Below are 19,419 nucleotides of genomic sequence, written 5' to 3'. Positions count from 1 at the left end.
TAAATAGAAAAATGCCTACAAGTCATAGCTAAATAGACCTGTAGACATCAATTTTTTTTGTCTAACAAGCTCCACCTTCCTTCTCATATAACGCTTACGAGGTTAGCTGTCGGATTCGGACCTAAGAGTAGCCCTACCTTATAAAGGATTCACCCCTTGGATTGTTAAAGACAATCCCAATAACGGGTCCCCCGCACCATAAGGTTTAAGCGATTTAGAAATATGAAACTGTTGATTATCATACTCCCGTGAAATGGAAAAGTAAATGAAAATTTTGCACAGAAATAGAATTATTATTTATAAGCGAGGTTTTATTCTTGACTTATATAACAAAAGTCATGCAAACACATGATTCGATGGTAGGAAAGAAGGAAAGTAAACGTCTGAAAGGAAGATATTCAAGAAGACAATGAACAAAAGATAGATTCCCCAAAAGGAAAAATGAAGTAACGTGGTGGATTAAGTAAAACAGATCTGCCCCAGCTTGGATAGTCATAAAATCAGAATTTCGCTTTCCGATTCCATTTTTAATTCCCGTCCATTCGGGGGCATTATTCCACTGATCTACGCCAATTAGTTCCTTCCTTCTTGAATTGGCCTCAAATTGCTTTTTTTAAAGACAAAGTATTTCTGGCCAAGATAGTTAAGCACTGTATAAAAGATTGTTCCTATCAGAACAGCCAAATTTTGTTGTATGGATAAATGAACGGTTCCTTCCAGTGATTCTGCAATGGCTTGGCCTATAGAATAAGCGGCGGAATAACAAATCAGGATGACGCAAAAGAAACGGGCAACTCCTCGCCGCCATTCTATATCGCTTTTAAAGGTAAAAGTCCTGTTCAAAAGAAAACTCGTTACAGCTCCCGTACCATTGCCGATAAAGGTGGAGATCCAGTAAGATAATTCAAGAGCATTCATGAGAAAAAGCATGATGGAAAGTCCAACCGCTGTATTGACTATTCCAACCAATAAAAAGCGGATAAAGGAGTTAGTTTGTTTTAGATAGTTTTTCAATACTGTTCCGTTCATTGTCTAGTTGCTCCCGTTTTTTTAAATCGAGCGGATTAAATAGATCAAGATCAACAATATATTTAGGCCGGCGTTTGGATTCATTATAGATTTTTCCGATATACTCCCCAATCAACCCGACAGCAATCAACTGTAGTCCACCGATCAACCATATGGAGGTGATCAATGAGGTCCAGCCAGTTTCGGTCTGCCCATAAAATTTCAACCATAAAAAGTAAGACCCAAAGAGTAAGCTAATGAAAAAGGAAAGACATCCTAGCCATAATACAAGCCGGATCGGTGTAACTGAAAAGGAAGTAATGCCATCAAGTGCAAAAGCAACCATCTTCTTAAATGGATATTTCGTTTCCCCGGCCAATCTTTCTTTACGGTCATAATAAACAGAGTCCGTCTTAAACCCAATGAGCGGTACAATCCCCCGTAAAAAAAGATTCGTTTCATCAAAGCGTTCCAACTCCATGATCGCCCTCTTGCTCATTAGCCGGAAATCGGCATGATTATAGACAAGGTTAACCCCCATCTTGTTCATCAATTTATAAAAACCTGTTGCAGATGTTCGTTTAAAGAATGAATCAAGGTCCCTTTTCTGGCGGACACCATATACGATTTCACATCCTTCATTGAATTTACGAATGAATTCCGGGATGACTTGAATATCATCCTGTAAATCTGCATCAATGGAAATCACACAATCTGAGGCTTCCTTGGCTGTAAACAACCCAGCCAGAAGTGCATTTTGATGTCCAGCATTCCGGGAAAGCTTTAGCCCGCGAACATATTCATTATTAATCGTTTCTTTGTAAATGATCTTCCAAGTTTGATCCTTGCTCCCATCATCGACAAACAAAATTTTACTTTGACCGGAAACAACGTTTTCATCGACCAACCCCCTCATCAATCCACAAAGCTGGGAAATGGTTTCCTGCAAAACGCCTTCTTCGTTATAACAAGGTACAACAATCGTTACAATCGGTGAATTCATTCTATTCCCCCCTTTTCACATGACTCTGTATAAATGAATTTTCCATACGCTTCCTTTTTTAGTGAAAACCCTATCCAGCACCAATCCGTTTTCCTTCGCGTTGTTGATTGGGATGGCAGAAAATATATACGTTCCGCCTAATCCTTTAAACGCATCCATGTTGAGGTCCAAATTTTTCAGCTCTTTCTTCGAGCCTTTCTTGAACATATAATGCTTCCCAAGCTCATCGGTAAATAGGTAACAACGTCCTCCCCATTCATCAAAATAGATTCTGATGTTTTTATTCTTAGCCAATTCGTTTTCAATTATTTGACGAAATTGATGTTTGTAAGAAAGCGGATAAAAATTGTTATAGCTATCGAGCGTGTAAAATCCATTATATTGAGCGATTGCGGGATGCAGCCCAATGCTGGCAACACGATATTCTTCTTGTGGACGGTCAATATGATCTTTTATTTCCTGAAAAAGGCTTTCTGAATAGAACTCTTTAAAAGTTGGCTTTTCATTGTGAGTGATTTCCTCATTGAAACCGATTAAAATCAGTATTTGAACGGCGATGAAAATAGAAAGGGTTTTCTTAGCATAGTCGCTGTATTCCCAAATGATTTTTATCGCAAGGGCAAACCCCAAGTAAATGATCATCGGCCTTAAAAAGTGAAATCTGGCAAAGTTAAAAGTATCCAGTGTGTGGAACCTTTCCGTTAAAGGAAGCCAGCCTTTATAAAACCAAAATGCGTACCACGCTGAGAGCATGAAATTCAAGCCGAATAAAAAAACATATACCTTTTCCTGTCTCCACAATTTTTTTGTCAGAATAATATAAAGAGCAAAGACTGTAATCGGCAGGATGATAAGCGCATGTACAGTCATGACATGCGTATGTCCAAGAACGAAACTTTTGAAAGTAAGCTTAATGACCCAATCGAGCGGCAGCCTTGCGTGAAAATATTCATCTCTGCTGTTTGGCTCCGAATCAAAAATGAATGAAGCGACTAAACGATACTCCACCAAACCAAAAATGACGGTCATATAAACGATTGAAAGAAGAAACGTTATATTCCATCCTTTTCCCCTGATTACATCTGTTAGCCAAAGAAAGCCCATTGCAACAAGGAAAAAGAAAAAGCCAAGCACGATGCTTGAATAAAGCGGTAAAAGTGTAAGGACCAAATAATTCTTCCAAGAATGATCCTTGCTGCGGATATTCAAAAAAGCCCAAAGGGCTAAAGGCATCCCAAGTGTACTGAGCATTCCCGATGGCCAAAATGGGGTAAGGGCAAAGGCTAAGGATGTTCCAACCCTAATCCAACCTGATTGTCTTCCTGTAACCAAATGTTCCTTCAATAAGATATACATACCAAAGAATGCAATAAACCTTGTTAATGCCTGGCTTATTGCATATGCGACCATTGTCGGAAAAAGAGCATGAAGCCACACGATAATACTGAACTCACTGCCAAAAGCATTACGGGGCAGCCCATTCATAATCTGAGGAATTCTGGCGTCAATTGCACCGAATAACTCACCGCTTTCTGAAAGGACTTTATACCAGGCAAGGTTGGAATCCAAATTATCATGTACGCGAATATGCGCATTTTCTCCAAGGATGATTAAGGGCGAAAGATATAAAACAATGACGAGTAAGGCAAAAAGGATTTGTTTTCTCTCTTTATTTTCAATTGGCAAAATATCCACCTCTTGATTAAATTCATATATCCATAATATTTGGCTTCGGAGGTAAATCTATTCTTTTTAAGGGATTTATTTTAACCTATTTTGATATAGGTCAACCAATGACCACATAAAATGCAATAAGCATATAAAAGAACCTTAAAAAGGGGCTGGGCTATGATAAGGAAAGCGGTGATTCCAGCAGCCGGTTTAGGAACACGATTTTTGCCTGCTACGAAAGCTCAACCAAAGGAAATGCTGCCGATTGTCGATAAGCCGACCATTCAATATATTATCGAAGAAGCGGTACAATCAGGGATTACGGATATTATCATCGTTACGGGTAAAAACAAACGTGCCATCGAAGATCATTTCGATAAATCGATTGAGCTTGAAATGCTTCTGCAAATGAAAGGTCAAAATGATCTGCTTAAGATCGTGGAGAACATTTCCAACATGGTCGATATCCACTATGTAAGGCAAAAGGAACCTTTAGGTCTGGGTCATGCAGTTTTATGTGCCAAAACTTTTATCGGAGACGAACCTTTTGCCGTCCTGTTAGGGGATGATATCGTGGATAGCCAGGTTCCAGCCTTGAAGCAGTTAATGGAACGGTATAACAAGGTTCGAGCGAGCATTATCGGATGTAAGGAAGTATCACCAGCCGATGTCTCCAAGTATGGGATCGTAAACTTCCAAGAACGATATGAGGATTTATTTCTGGTAAGAAACTTGGTGGAAAAGCCAAAAGTGGAGGATGCACCATCAACACAGGCGATAATTGGCCGATATATTTTATCACCTGCGATTTTTGAAATCCTTGAAAACGTACAGCCTGATCGTAAGGGGGAGATCCAGCTTACCGAAGCTTTAGACCTTTTGTTAGAAAAGGAACCATTATATTCGTATATCATCGAGGGAAATCGTTATGACGTCGGCGATAAATTCGGCTTCCTTCAAGCTTCAATAGATTTCGCCATGAAACGACCTGAACTTCGTGATCAGCTAATAAAATATTTAAGGCAGTTGTTTCCTTAATGAAGTTAATATAGACCATGCCCAATTACCAAAAAGAGGTGATTGGGCCATTTCCACATCGGATTGACCCCTTTGGTTGTAAAATGATCCACTTACCATAATCCTCTAAGTAAAATATAACTGTTTATGCTTCCGTAAAATGTTACAGCAGAAAAAGTTGAACAGAGAAAGAATAGTTTTCTATAAGTGAGGTTATGTTGATAACATATCCTTCATGATTGTTCCTAATACACGATATCCAGAAAGGATTGTAGAGAAACACATGCACAATAAAGCAAATAATCCAATAATATCTGATGAATTTTTAGAAAAAGTGGTTAAGGAGATCAATGCACAATTTGGCGGGCCCATCAATGAAAAAAATGATCGTTTCCAACATAGGGGCGATGATGAAAGAAGTTGAATTGAATCCCCCCATCATTAATCTAAAGCTCTCATGAAAAACTCTGGCTATATTCATCCAGGGTTTTTTCGCTGTAACTTTATTTCTTCAATAGAATTATCAGCCCTTTCTTTAACGACTTGTCCAAACCAATTTAGCTTATCCTCATACAATGATTACATGTAAGTATTTTAAAGAAAGGGGAAAAACTTCATTGAGCCACGCTGATGATGTCTTCCGCACTTCTCAAATGGTTCCAAAAGGAAGGCTGGTTTCCGGACATACAAAAGAGTTCCAAACAGATCCGATTGGGTTCCTGACCCGATTGTCCAAGGAATATGGGGAAGTTGCTAAATTCCGTTTAGGACCATTCCAAACTGTTTATCACGTTTTAAATCCTGATTTAATCAAACAAATACTTGTAACAAAACAACAATCTTTCGTCAAATCCAGTGACTTCAATCTATTAAAACCGCTTATCGGCGAAGGTCTGCTTACAAGCGAAAAAGACTTTCATATGCGACAGAGAAGGCTTATCCAACCCTCTTTCAAAAAGACTCATATTAGCCAATATGCCAAGGATATGATTGATGTCACAATGGATTATATATCAACTTGGCAACATGATGATGAACGGAGTATAACGAAGGATATGATGAACATCACTCTCGGGATAATCAGCAAGACCATGTTCAGCATGGAATTCAAGGATGGATATGAAATCGTTGGGAAACCTCTGGAAACTGCATTGAGAATAACAGTCAAAAGGATGAGAAAGATTTTCCGTATGCCATTATGGGTACCGACTAAAATCAACCGTGAATATAAAAAGGCGATACAAAGGCTTGATAAAGTGATATACGGAATTATTGAAAAACGGAAGAACGACACAGTAAAACATGAAGACATGCTAGGGATCTTGATGGACGCCCGTGATGCCGACGACGGGTTAGGCATGTCAAGCCATCAGGTCCGTGATGAATTAATGACTATTTTTCTTGCCGGTCATGAAACGACAGCAAATGCTCTTTCCTGGGCACTGTATGCAATTTCGAAGCATCCGGAAATTCAAGTCAAGCTTTTCAATGAAGTCCATAGCATAATCGGTCAACGGACACCCAAGCCTGAAGATTTCATGAAATTACAATACACTCAAAATATCATTCATGAAACACTTCGCTTTTACCCGCCACTGTATATCTTATCCCGTGATGTGACGGAGGATGTCACAATAGGAGGATATCGCTTTAAAAAAGGCGATATGATACTAATAAGTTCTTATGTGATGCAGCATAATCCAGAGTATTTTGATCAACCGGAATCATTTATCCCTGAGCGATTTGAAAATAACTTTATGAAAAGCCTACCTGCGTTCGCTTACTTTCCATTTGGCGGAGGGCCGCGGGTTTGTATTGGCAATCACTTTGCCATGATGGAAGCGGTGTTTGTCCTGGCCTGCATTGCAAAGAGATATAGGATAAAGCTTGCACCTGACCATCATGATGTAACTCCCCTTCCCTCCCTTACACTCAGACCCAAGAATGGACTGCGCATGGTGTTAGAAGAAAGAGCTGCAGAAGCCTTTGAACCTGGTGCATCCAATTTTTAGTAATAGGGGGTTTTTCCCCTAATAAATATCGTTGTACTAACTGGCCTACCCTTTTAAAAGGAGGGATGAAAAAATGTATTTGCTCCATTCACCACGAAAGGGAATCATCCACACTGAATTGCACTATTTAGGAATGGCTTCACAGGTATATACCGGTTATCTGCAATTTTTAAGCGAAATTGAACCGAAACAAGAAACCGAGTACCTACAGGCGCCGCTCCCATTTTCAAATGGGAACGGATAGTTTCCCGCTTCGTACCTATTATTAAAGAAAAACCGACCTTGAAAGGTCGGTTTTTTGTAATTCTGCAGTATGTTCCATAACCCTGGCCCCCGCAGCCCCAAATGCTGGCTGCGACAAACCTGATAGGAAAACTAAGAGACTTCAACTATTAAGGATTGAAACTGATTCCATCAACTTATTTACTACGAAACAAATGACAGTAATAATGCAATTAAACAGGATTATATTTCTCTCTTTTCAATATGTATTTTAAAGAATGAAGAATTGTTAATTCATCCCTTAAAAAATCACCTAGCAGTTTTTTGCTTTGATTCATTTCATAAATTTAAATATGGCAGGCCCAAGTGTTGTAATAGCCTATTTAATAGGGGGGCTATTGTTATTCATTGTAATGGCCGCACTAGGGGAGATGGCAACCGCTTTTCCTAATATGAACGTCCAACATCTCATTAATAAAGCTTTTGGGTTTCAACTATCCTTCATTGTCGGATGGCTCTATTGGTTCAATTGGATTATCGTAATCATTGTAGAAATAGTTGCAGCCGGCAGTTTTCTACAATATTGGTTTCCTACAGTACCATTATGGCTGTTAAGCATACTTTGCGCTTCAGTAATAATAGGAATTAATTTGTTTCAAGTAAAATACTATGGAGAACTCGAATTTTGGTTCGCAGGAATTAAAATAATAACCTTAATTGCTTTTATCATTTTAGGAGCTTTGATCATGCTAGGACTTTTTCCTAGTTCGGCTTCATTTTCTAATTACACGGAACATGGCGGTTTTTTTCCAAAAGGAATTGACGGAATGTTAAGTGCACTTTTAGTGGTCATGTTTTCATATGGGGGTGCAGAATTAATTGGTGTAGCCGTCACGGAAACAAAAGATAGTCAGCGAGTCATACCAAAAATCATAAAAGGAACAGCACCGAAGTAAGTCCTTTCGTTCAGGTTTTCAGCTTATCGGGTCTTCCCGGAGCCGCCGATATCATGAATTTCGTTCTGTTAACCGCTGTCTTATCAGCTGCAAATTCAGGTATATACGCTACCTCAAGAACACTGTTCACTCTTTCCCAGAACGGGGAAGCGCCCAAGGCATTTTTAAAAACAACGAAAAAGGGTATTCCGCTTAATGGTATATTTTTAACTACATTATGCATATTGGCTGGTGTGTTTTTATCCTATTTGTATCCCGACCTGATTTTAAGCTACCTTATGGCCATTCCTGGATTCACGATTTTATTATTGTGGATCAGTATTTGTTCCGCGCAATTGAAACTGCGTAAGCAATACACTGGCAAACCAGGATTCCGGGTAAAATGGTATCCATATACAACTATATTAGCCATCACGGCTTTAAGCATTATCTTTTTGGCATTTCTCTTTAATAAGCAAAACATCATCGGGACTACAGTATGTCTTGTCACGTTAGTGATATTCATCCTTCTCTCATTTATTGTCAAACAAAAAAAATAGAAATATTATCCCCCTGAATTTTATTAGGGATTTCAGACTGAAAGCAAACTCGATGAAAATCGGGTTTGCCTTCAGTCTTTTTAGTGTCAGTACAGATTGGACGTTCCACTCAAGAAACTCGCTCCGCAGGCGGTCCGCCCTCGGCGCTTTTGCGCCTGTGGGGTCTCCATGGACTCGCTTTTACCGCAGGAGTCTCGAACACCCGCTCCAATCAACTTTGTTTTAAAAGAAATAACACCTTTTGTCTACAAACTAATAATAAAGGAGAATCGGAATACTCTAACACCGACGATGGAAAGGAAACGGATTTCTGAAATCAACTGCAATTTTTTCAAAGAAAAACTGAGAGTTGGTCTCATCCCGATTTATCCTTCATGTTTTTTTCTTGTAATCCTTATTGGATTGAAGATATTTGCGACACTCCTGCCGAATAACTGGCTAGCCGAGACCCCGCAGGCGCTTGCTTGGATGCGGCTTGGCAGACAGTCGGCGGAAAGGGAGCGGATTTCTGAAATCAACTGCAATTTTTTCTGAAGAATAAAAGGGAAACAAATTTGGATTTAAAATACTCCTTACACCCATTTTCAACATACATATGTTAAAATAACCAATGAACCAATCATCCTACAAATTTGAGGTGTGTATCTTGACCATATCCAAAACAAATCGCTTATCACTTGTAGAGCAGGTGGTTTCCCAAATCGAATCGTTAATCGAATCAGGTGAATGGAAAATAGGAAATCAAATTCCCCCTGAAATGGATTTGATCCAACAGTTCGATGTAAGCAGAAATACATTAAGGGAAGCTGTACGATCACTTGTTTATGCAGGGCTTTTAGTAACGAAACAAGGAAAGGGGACATTCGTAAGGTCATCAAGTGCCTTGGGGGCAGCATTTGAAAGAAGGATCCAGCAGTCAAGTATATTAGAAACGTTAGAGGTCCGTCATGCCCTTGAAAGAGAAGGAGCCCAGTTGGCGGCATTAAGACGTAATCAAGAAGATATAGAACAATTACGGTTTCATATATCAGCCTGCAGTAGAGCTGCCGAAGCAAAGGATATCAAGGCCTACGAAGAAGCGGATATACAGTTACATAAATCGATTATGGTTTCATCACATAATGATTTATTGATTGATTTGTACGAACATATGGAACACTCCCTGCATGAATCCATCCATCAGATAGTGGTGATGAGTTCTGATGTGAACTTTCATTTGAACATTCATTGCAAACTTGTGGATGCCATCATCGAACAAGATGTGAACCGGGCAATCGAAACAGTGAATGAATACATTGCACAATTCAAAAAATCTTTAGAGTAAGTAAGGAGGAGATTATGGGCATTCATCAAGCGGCAAATCAACTAGAACAAAGAAAAGTGGATATTAAACCTAGATTAGGACTGCTCATCATCGGAATCATTCTTCTTGGGGCAAATCTGAGGGCTCCCTTAACATCGGTTGGACCCCTTGTCACTTCGATCCGTGATACCTTGGGGATTTCCAATACATTATCAGGTTCATTAACGACATTGCCTTTGCTTTCCTTCGCTTTATTATCACCGTTTGCACCTAGGATAGCACGGCGTTTTGGAATGGAGCTCACACTTTTCCTTTCCTTGGTATTATTAACGATCGGAATTGGGATACGCTCAGTTGGCGGAGTGCCGACATTGTTCATAGGGACCATTTTAATCGGGTTAGCCATTGCAATAGGCAATGTTTTGTTACCCAGTCTGATTAAACATAACTTTGCCAGGAACATCGGTTTGATGACAGGAACCTATGCTGTTTCCATGAATTTATGCGGCGCAATAGGTTCTGGGATCAGCATTCCCCTTGCTTCTTCATCCGGATTGGGATGGGCTGGTGCCCTTGGATGTTGGGGGATTTTATCACTTATTACAGTTTTCTTATGGATGCCGCAATTAAGACGGCCATTCAACTCAGGTAAGGATGTACAAACGGCGCAAGAGGATAAAAAGATTAACTTATGGCGTTCTGGTTTAGCCTGGCAAATTACATTTTTTATGGGTTTGCAATCGTTTATTTTCTATACAGTAATTACCTGGATGCCTGAAATCCTGGAGCAAAAAGGCCTGAATGCTGATGAAGCTGGCTGGATGCTTTCCATCATGCAGCTTGCAGTCATTCCCATAACATTCCTTGTGCCAATTTTAGCAGGGCGCTTACAAAGTCAGCGTCTGTTAGTGGTCCCGCCTGTCATCTTCCTTATATCAGGGATATTCGGAATATTATCCGGAAGCACTCTCTTCATCCCAGTATGCATGATATTGATTGGGATTGGAGTCGGAACCATATTCAGTTTATCGATGATGTTCTTTAGTCTTCGAACACAAAGCACCCATGAAGCGACGGAATTATCAGGAATGGCACAATCATTCGGGTACCTTTTAGCTGCCATTGGACCGGTATTATTCGGATTGCTTCATGACATTACACACAGCTGGACTCTTCCCTTACTGATGTTGGCCGCTATATCGGCACTTATTTTCATTGTTGGAATGCGTGCAGGAAATAATGAATATGTAACGACTCAATAAAGCCAGTAAAGGTATAAAAGGTTCTAAACGGCAATGGCCCCGGTATTGTACCGGGGCCATTTACATACCAGCCACTGATAGCGTTACGACAGGTTCCTATTCCGTGATTTTAATTTCGAATAAGTAGAGAGTGGTCTTTGGTTTAAATAGAGAAGGAATATATGGCGTTCTCGCTTCTCGTTTCGGTCATTTCGCGGCTCCCTTATCTTTAGTAAAAATTATCAACCTCAAACTCTGTCAGATAAGAAAGTTTCACCTTCTCCATTTGGAGAAAAAGAAATGACCTATACTTAGAGGAGGTTGCTGCATATTATGGTTCATTATCATTGGGTTAAAGTACAAAGTGATTCCGATAACTCATTTACATTCTTTGGATCCTCGCTCAATATCCGAATGATGTGCATGCGAAAAAGCCATTGCTTAGTGTTGAGCAATGGCCTTTGTGTATTTCCTTAACGCGAAATAAAACCGAATATTCCGAAAAGGGCGTCCGATGTGAACCGTACGCCTTTTTACCTTCAACTATATTGAATTGAAAAAAAATTACTCTCCACTCTTCCTATTTTAAGCATACTTCTTACTTTCCTCATCTTTAAAAAAGCTCTTCATTGCATGGAAAACATCAGCCTTTTGCTTAAGGATATAGTACCTGAATTTTTCATTATCGATGTTCTTATAAGCTGTCATCAATGTCGAATGGCGATTGTATTGATTGACTTCCCCGTATCCGAACATATTGGAAACCTTCATGAGTTCTTCAACAAGCTTAACGCATCGGACGTTATCGGATGTTAGGTTATCACCATCGGAAAAGTGAAACGGATAGATATTAAACTTCGCAGGGTCATATTTATGATCAATAAGTTCTAATGCTTTTCGGTATACGGACGAACAAATCGTACCGCCGCTTTCCCCTTTTGAAAAGAAATCCTCTTCCGGAACGACTTTCGCTTCTGTATGATGGGCAATGAACTCGATTTCCACGGTTTCATATTTTGTCCGCAAGAAACGGTTCATCCAAAAGAAAAAGCTTCGAGCCATATATTTTTCCCATAACCCCATACTTCCGGAAGTATCCATCATTGCCAGTACAACTGCTTTGGAATCAGGTTTCTGAACCTCATTCCAGGTTTTGAATTTAAAGTCTTCCTTATAAATAGGGTGAAAACCGGGGTGCCCCCTTAAGGCGTTCCGTTTGAAAGCGGATATCATCGTTTTCTTTTTATCGATATTTCCCATTAGGCCTGTCTTGCGGATGTCGTTGAATTCAATATGTTCGAGAGTGTGCTCCGCATGTTCTTTCTTCTGAAGATTAGGGAGTTCCAGTTGACTGAACAGGGCCTCCTCCAATTCCATCATCGACACTTCGGCTTCATAATAATCCTCGCCGGCCTTGTCACCTGCACCTTGACCCTTACCGGCTCCGGCATCGGACGGTGAGCCATCCCTTGCGACTACATCCCCTACTTTACTGTCTCCATCGCCTTGCCCTACATGTTTGTTCTTATCATAGTTATAACGAATTTTGTATTCATCCAAGGAGCGAATGGGGATCTTGATGACATCCCGGCCATTGGACATTACGATGCTTTCTTCTGAAATTAGATCAGGCAAATTATTCTTGATCGCTTCCTGCACCTTTTCCTGATGACGTTGTTGATCATCATAGCCTTTCCGATGGAGGGTCCAATTTTCCTGTGAGATTACATACTGTTGATTATTCTCTTCCGACATTCTCTTCCCCCCTTAAAAATGTTTGCACGCTTTTCATCATTCCTTCATATAATAAGTTAGTGTGGGAATGCCCACATCATTCCGGTTTTCCATTGAAAAATACAGTGCGAAAAAACGGATGAAAAGAAAAGTATTACTCTATCTTATGCAGCGACGCAGGATAATTTACAACAAAATTAATAATGGATGTTTGCCCATGAACTAGACAAGTCCTGACAGGGGCGTTAAAGCCCTTTAAGGTTATTTCTAAATAAGGAATTTAACAAAACGAACAGACCTGATGATTTTCAGGTCTGTTCGTTTTTTCATTCATTCGTAATAGATCGCTTTAAGCCAGAAGTAATGGAGCAGCAAAAGACTTCCAAGGACATTTAAAAAAAGCAATGGAACACAACAAAAAGGGTGTCCCAGCAGTTTTTCTGGACACCCCTTTTACACAGATAGAATGATTCTGGTTGTGGTATTCGTCAATCCTTCTCTTCCTCTATTTCATGTTGAACTGTACCTGGGCGTTTATCCCACTCTTTCAATTCTTCATTCGTCCTTTGATTTTCCATCTGCTTTCCAAGTTCTTTCATCTCTTCATAATCCTTAGCCATGGAGCTATTTTCCGGTACATGTTCTTTTTTCAGTTCCTCTTTGCTCATTTGCCATCACCTCTACTTATTGATACCCAATTTTACCAAATCCGAAACGTAACATATCTAATGGAAATATGGGGTATAGATAAAACATTATGAGCAAATGTAAGGAGGTGCAAGATCTATGCAAACAACAACCCTTTATGTAAAGGAAGCAACGTCAGAAGGCCCTATTTTAAATCTGGAGTCCATACTTTTGAAAACGGAAGGTGTGGAACGTGCGATCATCGATGTTGATGATGGGGAAATTAAAATCGACCATAGCGAAGAAAAACTCTCACCGAATCAACTTATTACACTTATTGAACAGTATGGCTTGAATGTAACTAAATAGAAATCAATAGCACCGGGTTTCCTTCATTCAGAAGGGCCCGATGCTTTGTTGAGTTATAATCTCCCATGCCTACTATAATCACCGTTTTCAAAAGATTCATGATTTCAATAGAAATTCTGGATTTCCTCTAATCCACCTTTCATCCATCCAACCTACCGTAAACGGTAATAAACCCCTGCCCGATGAGGGGGCAGGAGCAAAAAAACTATGGATTACCGATTTAACAAGCTGCCCACATAGCGCAGCAAATCATTGGCTGAAGTCGAATTATATCCGTGCTCGTCTATAAGTCTCGTGATGACCTCGTTCACTTTCTTCAGTTGCCTTTCGTCTGGTGTCTTCGTTGAAGTGGTGATCTTAACGACATCCTTCAAATCAGCGAATAGTTTTTTCTGGATCGCTTCCCGTAAACGATCGTGGGAATTATAATCAAATCGCTTCCCTTTACGGGCATATGCTGAAATTCGAATCAATATTTCTTCGCGGAATGCTTTTTTTGCATTCTCGGAAATTCCAATTTGCTCTTCTATCGAGCGCATCAATTTTTCATCTGGGTTGATTTCTTCTCCAGTCAATGGATCGCGCAGCCTTGATTTATTGCAGTATGCTTCGACATTATCCAGATAATTATCCATGAGGATTTTCGCCGACTCTTCATATGAATATACAAAAGCTTTTTGCACTTCATTTTTTGCAATGGCATCGTATTCTTTACGTGCCAGTGAAATGAAATTTAAATACCGCTCCCGGAGTTCGTTCGTAATGGACGGATGCTGGTCAAGACCTGCTTTTAATGACATAAGTACATCCAATGCATTAATGGACGGATTCTCCTTACGTATGATCGTAGAGGAAATCCGGTTAATTACGTAACGCGGGTCGATTCCGCTCATGCCTTCGTCCTGATATTCTTTTTTCAATTCATTGATGTCTGCGGAATTAAATCCTTCAACATTTTCCCCATCATAAAGCCTCATCTTTTTCACTAAATCGATATCGCCCTTTTTGGGATCTTTCAGGCGGGTCATGATGCTGAAGATTGCCGCCACCCTCAATGTATGCGGGGCTATATGAACATCCGAGACATCACTTTCACGAATCATTTTTTCATAAATCTTCTCTTCCTCGGTAACCTTCAAGTTATATGGAATAGGCATGACAATGATACGGGAATGCAATGCTTCATTTTTCTTGTTGGAAATGAACGCTTTATACTCCGTTTCATTCGTATGAGCCACAATGAGTTCATCTGCACTGATCAATGCAAAACGGCCAGCTTTAAAATTCCCCTCTTGTGTTAATGATAGCAAATGCCATAAGAATTTCTCATCACATTTCAGCATCTCCTGGAACTCCATCATCCCGCGGTTCGCCTTGTTCAGCTCGCCATCAAAGCGATAGGCACGCGGATCTGATTCAGAACCGTATTCGGCAATGGTCGAAAAATCGATGCTGCCCGTCAAATCAGCAATATCCTGTGACTTAGGATCAGAAGGACTGAATGTTCCAATTCCAACACGCTTATCCTCCGAAAGGAAAATACGTTCGACCATAACATCTTCAATCCTGCTTCCATACTCCTGTTCTAATCTCATTACATTCAGCGGCGAAAGATTTCCTTCAATCCTGATGCCATATTCTTCAAAGAAATCATCCCGTAAATACTGCGGGATGAGATGCAGTGGATCTTCATGCATCGGGCATCCTTTTATTGCATAAATCGCACCAGAGTCTTTTAACGAATAATTTTCAAGTCCACGCTTCAGTAAAGAAACGAGTGTGGACTTCCCACCTGACACCGGACCCATGAGAAGCAATATCCGCTTACGGACATCCAGCCGTTTTGCTGCCGGATGGAAATATTCCTCGATGAGCCTTTCCAGTGAATCTTCAAGGCCAAATAACTGACCGCTGAAAAAATTGTATTTCTTTGTCCCATTTACTTCTTCTATCCCTGCATCTCTGATCATGTTGTATACACGTGAATGAGCAGATTGAGCAACTAAAGGCGTTTCTTTCAATATTTCTAAGTACTCTGCGAAGGTGCCTTCCCACTTCAGCTTCTGTTCATCTTCTCTAAATTTTTCGATTTTCTTTAAAATATCCATTAAGGAACCTCCCCCTGTCACTTTCAGAGAATACTTAAATCTATGCTCCAAGTCTGACAAACATGTCAGACTTTAAAAAGTGGACGGGCATTGTTTCGAATCCCCCTTGACTCTCCATGTATCGAAAAGGGCTTAATCATTGAGAATTGATGACAAATATGCTGGCAAGAAAATTTGTGTGCACTCCTGCTAAAAATTAGGGTATACTAAGCCTATACTTAAGTGGGACAATATGGGTAAAGGGAGGTCACAACATGGGCACAGTTATTATCGTTGGAGTTGCTTTAACATTTTTAGCCGCTATCTTCACTGCCGGGTATGACGATAAACCAGGTGTGAAATAAAAAATAACAGCCTTTTCCAAAACTCCAAAAAAAGGGACAGCAAATTAAATTTGCCGTCCCTTTTTTTATTCCTCATCTATATAAATATAGAAGCACTTTCGAAGTCATTCACGAATGGCTTATTGAGCATGCCAAACGAATAAGCTTCATCATTTATACAGCGTTCTTTTTATCAGTTTGAGCTGAAACGTTGTTCTCCATCGATCTCAAGTCTTCATTTACTTTTTGTCCTTGTTCCAAATATTCCGTTTGGAAACCACTCTTTAATGCCCAACTATAAAACATTAGTGATAAACATGTAATGATGACCATATCAAAACCAAATGGGATTATATTTAGTCCACCAAACTTTTCACTGCCTAAGTATGAAATGGTCATCATACAGAGTAAGTAAACAACCATCCAAAGCCCTGCTGAAAAGTTTTGGCGGAATCCCTTCCATTTTATTTTTGATTGATAATAGAAATAAACGGGAAGACCAGCCATAATGATAAATAATACTTGACCTGTAAGCGGCCATCTTGCCCAATATAGAACCAAAGAAGCAAAAACAAAGCCCAGTGGTGCAATGATGCTTAATCCTTTTAAACGTAATGGTCTGTACAAGTTCTGACCTGTGCGTCTTAATGTCATTACAGTAACTGGACCTGTAATATAAGAGACTAAAGTCGCAACTGAAATAACCTCTGCCAATACGCCCCAGCCTCTAAACATGAATAAAAATAAGAAAGATACGCCTAGATTAAAAAACATGGCTTGACGCGGGATACCATAAAGAGGATGCAGTTTTCCAAACACGCTTGGTAAATATTTATTCTTTTCCATTCCATAAAGCATTCGTGACGTTGTCGCCGTGTATGTTATTCCTGTCCCCGAAGGAGAAATAAAAGCATCTACGTATAGTAAAATAACCAACCAGTTTATGCCTAAAACAATTGCTAAGTCAGCAAACGGTGAATTGAAATTCAAATGTTGCCATCCATTCACAATCATGGACGGGTCAACGGCTCCAATAAATGCAACCTGTAATAGAACGTAGATGACCGTTGCAATTAAAATGGAGCCAATTACTGCAATTGGGATCGAACGTCCAGGATTCTTTGCCTCACCTGCCATGTTAATTGGACTTTGAAAACCGTTAAATGCAAAGATGATACCAGAAGTTGCTACAGCAGTAAGTACACTTGCCCATCCATTAGGAGCGATACTTCCTGCAGATGTAAAATTGGATGCATGAAACCCGGCAAATAAAAGTGAGCCAATCGTAAGTCCAGGAATAATAACCTTAAAGACTGTAATGAATGAATTAGCTTTCGAAAACAAACTGACTGTCCAGTAATTTAATAAAAAGTAGACGATCAGCAATACAGAGGCAATTGCTAAGCCTCCCCCAGTAAGACTTCCATTTTCTACTAAACCATGTGTCCACCGTGCCCATTCCCATGGCCATGAGCTCATATATTGAACAGAAGCAATCGCTTCAACTGGAATTACGGAAACGATTGCAATCCAGTTTGCCCAGCCTGCAATAAACCCTAAAAAAGAACCATGAGAGTACTGCGTGTATTTTACCATTCCCCCAGCTTCAGGAAACATAGACCCTAATTCACTGTAAGATAGTGCGATAAATAAAATAACAACCATCCCGATAATCCAAGAGATAATGGCAGCGGGTCCTGCAATCTGTGCCGCTCTCCAAGCTCCGAATAACCAACCTGAGCCAATAATTGACCCGAGTCCCACCATCATTAACGAAAATGTTCCCATCTTTCGCTGCATATTATTCATACATTTTTCACCATGCTTTCTAAAATTATTCTTTACGTTTAAAAGTAACTGGATTAATGATTCGTGTAGTGCGCCCAATTACATCTTAAAGTAATTGCTGCATTTACATCACCTCTTGTAAAAGTTTGAAAATTGATGAGGAAACCTTAAGGATCTCCCCTTATTGCTTCTATTAATTACACCGGAACCAAATTTTTCTGCATTTCAGAAAATGCTTAAATCCCATTCTTGTGCCATTTGTTTCAATAACAGACTACCTGCTACGCTATTCCCATATTCATCGATGGCTGGTCCATAAATACCAATGCCACATCCATCTTGAAAAGGCATTTCGCTTCTGGCACTTGGAGGAACTAGTGCCATAATCCCGCCAGATACTCCGCTTTTGGCCGGCACCCCAATAAAAGCCGCAAATTTCCCCGAAGCATTGTACATACCGCAAGTAAGCATTAATGCTTTGGCAAGCTTAGCCAATTTTTTAGGGATTACTTGTTCTTTACGAACGGGATGGTAACCATCTTGAGCAAGAATCAGTCCAAGGAGGGCTATGTCTTCTGTGGTCACTTCTATGGAACATTGCATGAGGTAAACCTCTAAAGCTTCCTCTACTTCCGATTCCAAATAATTCGTCTCTTTCAAATAGTGAGCCAAAGCTCTATTTCTATGAGAGGTTAACCACTCAGATTGATACACTTCCTCATTGATTGTCGGGCGCTTCCCTAACAAATTTTCAAATAGCTCATAGAGAAATTCCAATTTATTTTGTGAAGAATCCCCTGGGAGAAGCGAAGCTACTGTAATCGCCCCGGCATTTATCATAGGATTGAACGGCTTTCCCGGCTTATGCATTTCTAAACGAATAATTGAATTGAAAGCATCCCCAGTCGGTTCCACATCGACCCTCTCTAACACATAAGAAATGCCGCGACCCAAACATGCGGCTATAAAGCTAAGCACTTTTGAAATACTTTGCAGCGTGAAAGGAACTTCCCAATCCCCTGACTTGATCATTGTTCCACCCGGCTCCAGTATGGTAATGCCCAATTGCGATAAATGTGCATTTCTCAATGCCGGTATATAATTAGCGGTTTGTCCTTCAATAGCAAAGGATCTGTAATATGCTACCCATTCATCTAAGTCGGATTTTCTTTGACTATTAACGTGAATGTCATACTCTTTTGACAATTCTTCAATCACATTCTTCCACCTCTTCAGTTGTTGTATCATTATATTTTCAATATGAGCGTTTTACCGAATGCCATTACTAGATTCGATGAAAAAATAATGAATATTCTAAAAATTGTTAAGCGCTTTCAAAAATTTCTTTCTGCTTAATTTTAAATTGGGAACTACATAATCATACAAAAACCTACAAAATCTAAAAAATAAAAATCCACTAAAAAAACGTGATCATCTCACATGTCCCGTTACCATTTTTTGTGGATAGAAAAACAATTTGGTTTTGCCATAATTGATT

The 19,419-nt window shown here is 39.8% G+C and carries 16 protein-coding genes, 1 pseudogene and 1 riboswitch; of the genes and pseudogenes, 9 read left to right on the top strand and 8 right to left on the bottom strand.

Annotated elements, in window-relative coordinates; translation table 11 throughout:
- Positions 1-75: 75 nt before the first annotated feature.
- A riboswitch (cyclic di-AMP (ydaO/yuaA leader) is annotated at positions 76-222 on the bottom strand.
- Between the two features lie 351 nt (positions 223-573).
- Genes ACJ9PY_RS04605 through ACJ9PY_RS04595 form a run of 3 tightly spaced genes read right to left on the bottom strand, consistent with a single transcriptional unit; the run spans position 574 to position 3,697 of the window.
- A complete protein-coding gene (locus ACJ9PY_RS04605) occupies positions 574-1,029 on the bottom strand; it encodes a GtrA family protein (RefSeq protein WP_057275632.1) in 456 nt (151 codons plus the stop codon).
- Complete coding sequence (locus ACJ9PY_RS04600; protein WP_411739562.1) at positions 989-2,011, bottom strand: glycosyltransferase family 2 protein; 1,023 nt, start codon at positions 2,009-2,011, stop codon at positions 989-991. The genes ACJ9PY_RS04605 and ACJ9PY_RS04600 overlap by 41 nt, the downstream gene beginning before the upstream one ends.
- Positions 2,012-2,026: 15 nt before the next feature.
- Entirely contained in the window at positions 2,027-3,697 is a 1,671-nt protein-coding gene (locus ACJ9PY_RS04595) for a DUF6044 family protein (protein ID WP_411739561.1), read from the bottom strand.
- A gap of 162 nt (positions 3,698-3,859) precedes the next feature.
- Between ACJ9PY_RS04595 and galU the strand changes: the two genes are divergently transcribed.
- From galU to ACJ9PY_RS04555, 8 genes and pseudogenes are all read left to right on the top strand, one after another.
- Positions 3,860-4,720, top strand: a complete 861-nt coding sequence (gene galU, locus ACJ9PY_RS04590; RefSeq protein ID WP_034315138.1) for a UTP--glucose-1-phosphate uridylyltransferase GalU — start codon at positions 3,860-3,862, stop codon at positions 4,718-4,720.
- 262 nt (positions 4,721-4,982) lie between these two features.
- Positions 4,983-5,123 carry a hypothetical protein gene (locus ACJ9PY_RS04585; protein WP_156404291.1) on the top strand — a complete coding sequence of 47 codons (141 nt, stop codon included), beginning with the start codon at positions 4,983-4,985 and terminating at the stop codon, positions 5,121-5,123.
- 193 nt (positions 5,124-5,316) lie between these two features.
- Positions 5,317-6,711 (top strand): cytochrome P450, encoded by a 1,395-nt coding sequence (locus tag ACJ9PY_RS04580; protein WP_411739560.1) that lies wholly within the window; start codon positions 5,317-5,319, stop codon positions 6,709-6,711.
- Positions 6,712-6,784: 73 nt separating this feature from the next.
- Positions 6,785-6,955: a hypothetical protein gene (locus ACJ9PY_RS04575; RefSeq protein ID WP_156404290.1), complete on the top strand. Its 171-nt coding sequence runs from the start codon at positions 6,785-6,787 to the stop codon at positions 6,953-6,955.
- Positions 6,956-7,280: 325 nt separating this feature from the next.
- Positions 7,281-8,428: pseudogene (locus tag ACJ9PY_RS04570) on the top strand (amino acid permease); the annotation flags it as partial.
- Positions 8,429-8,596: 168 nt separating this feature from the next.
- Positions 8,597-8,962, top strand: coding sequence for a hypothetical protein (locus ACJ9PY_RS04565; RefSeq protein ID WP_411739559.1), 366 nt, complete (start codon positions 8,597-8,599; stop codon positions 8,960-8,962).
- 112 nt (positions 8,963-9,074) lie between these two features.
- Positions 9,075-9,752 carry a FadR/GntR family transcriptional regulator gene (locus ACJ9PY_RS04560; protein ID WP_063577249.1) on the top strand — a complete coding sequence of 226 codons (678 nt, stop codon included), beginning with the start codon at positions 9,075-9,077 and terminating at the stop codon, positions 9,750-9,752.
- 14 nt (positions 9,753-9,766) lie between these two features.
- Positions 9,767-10,993, top strand: coding sequence for a CynX/NimT family MFS transporter (locus ACJ9PY_RS04555; protein WP_411739558.1), 1,227 nt, complete (start codon positions 9,767-9,769; stop codon positions 10,991-10,993).
- Positions 10,994-11,557: 564 nt separating this feature from the next.
- Here the strand turns inward: ACJ9PY_RS04555 and yhbH are convergent.
- A complete protein-coding gene (gene yhbH, locus ACJ9PY_RS04550; protein WP_057275627.1) occupies positions 11,558-12,727 on the bottom strand; it encodes a sporulation protein YhbH in 1,170 nt (389 codons plus the stop codon).
- Positions 12,728-13,194: 467 nt separating this feature from the next.
- Entirely contained in the window at positions 13,195-13,374 is a 180-nt protein-coding gene (locus tag ACJ9PY_RS04545; protein ID WP_034315155.1) for a hypothetical protein, read from the bottom strand.
- Positions 13,375-13,492: 118 nt separating this feature from the next.
- Here ACJ9PY_RS04545 and ACJ9PY_RS04540 point away from each other — a divergent pair, with 118 nt between their 5' ends.
- A complete protein-coding gene (locus tag ACJ9PY_RS04540; RefSeq protein ID WP_034315156.1) occupies positions 13,493-13,702 on the top strand; it encodes a metal ABC transporter ATPase in 210 nt (69 codons plus the stop codon).
- 212 nt (positions 13,703-13,914) lie between these two features.
- Here the strand turns inward: ACJ9PY_RS04540 and ACJ9PY_RS04535 are convergent, their stop codons facing one another.
- From ACJ9PY_RS04535 to ACJ9PY_RS04525, 3 genes are all read right to left on the bottom strand, one after another.
- Positions 13,915-15,810, bottom strand: coding sequence for a PrkA family serine protein kinase (locus tag ACJ9PY_RS04535; RefSeq protein WP_034315159.1), 1,896 nt, complete (start codon positions 15,808-15,810; stop codon positions 13,915-13,917).
- Positions 15,811-16,307: 497 nt separating this feature from the next.
- Positions 16,308-17,942 carry an APC family permease gene (locus ACJ9PY_RS04530; RefSeq protein ID WP_411739557.1) on the bottom strand — a complete coding sequence of 545 codons (1,635 nt, stop codon included), beginning with the start codon at positions 17,940-17,942 and terminating at the stop codon, positions 16,308-16,310.
- Between the two features lie 204 nt (positions 17,943-18,146).
- Complete coding sequence (locus ACJ9PY_RS04525; protein WP_268564305.1) at positions 18,147-19,136, bottom strand: glutaminase; 990 nt, start codon at positions 19,134-19,136, stop codon at positions 18,147-18,149.
- Positions 19,137-19,419: the final 283 nt, after the last annotated feature.

The organism is Peribacillus sp. S4, from assembly GCF_046715815.1.
GTDB lineage: Bacteria > Bacillota > Bacilli > Bacillales > DSM-1321 > Peribacillus > Peribacillus frigoritolerans.
The sequence above is the reverse complement of the archived record's forward strand: the minus strand, read 5'-3'. Positions and strand labels throughout refer to the sequence as shown.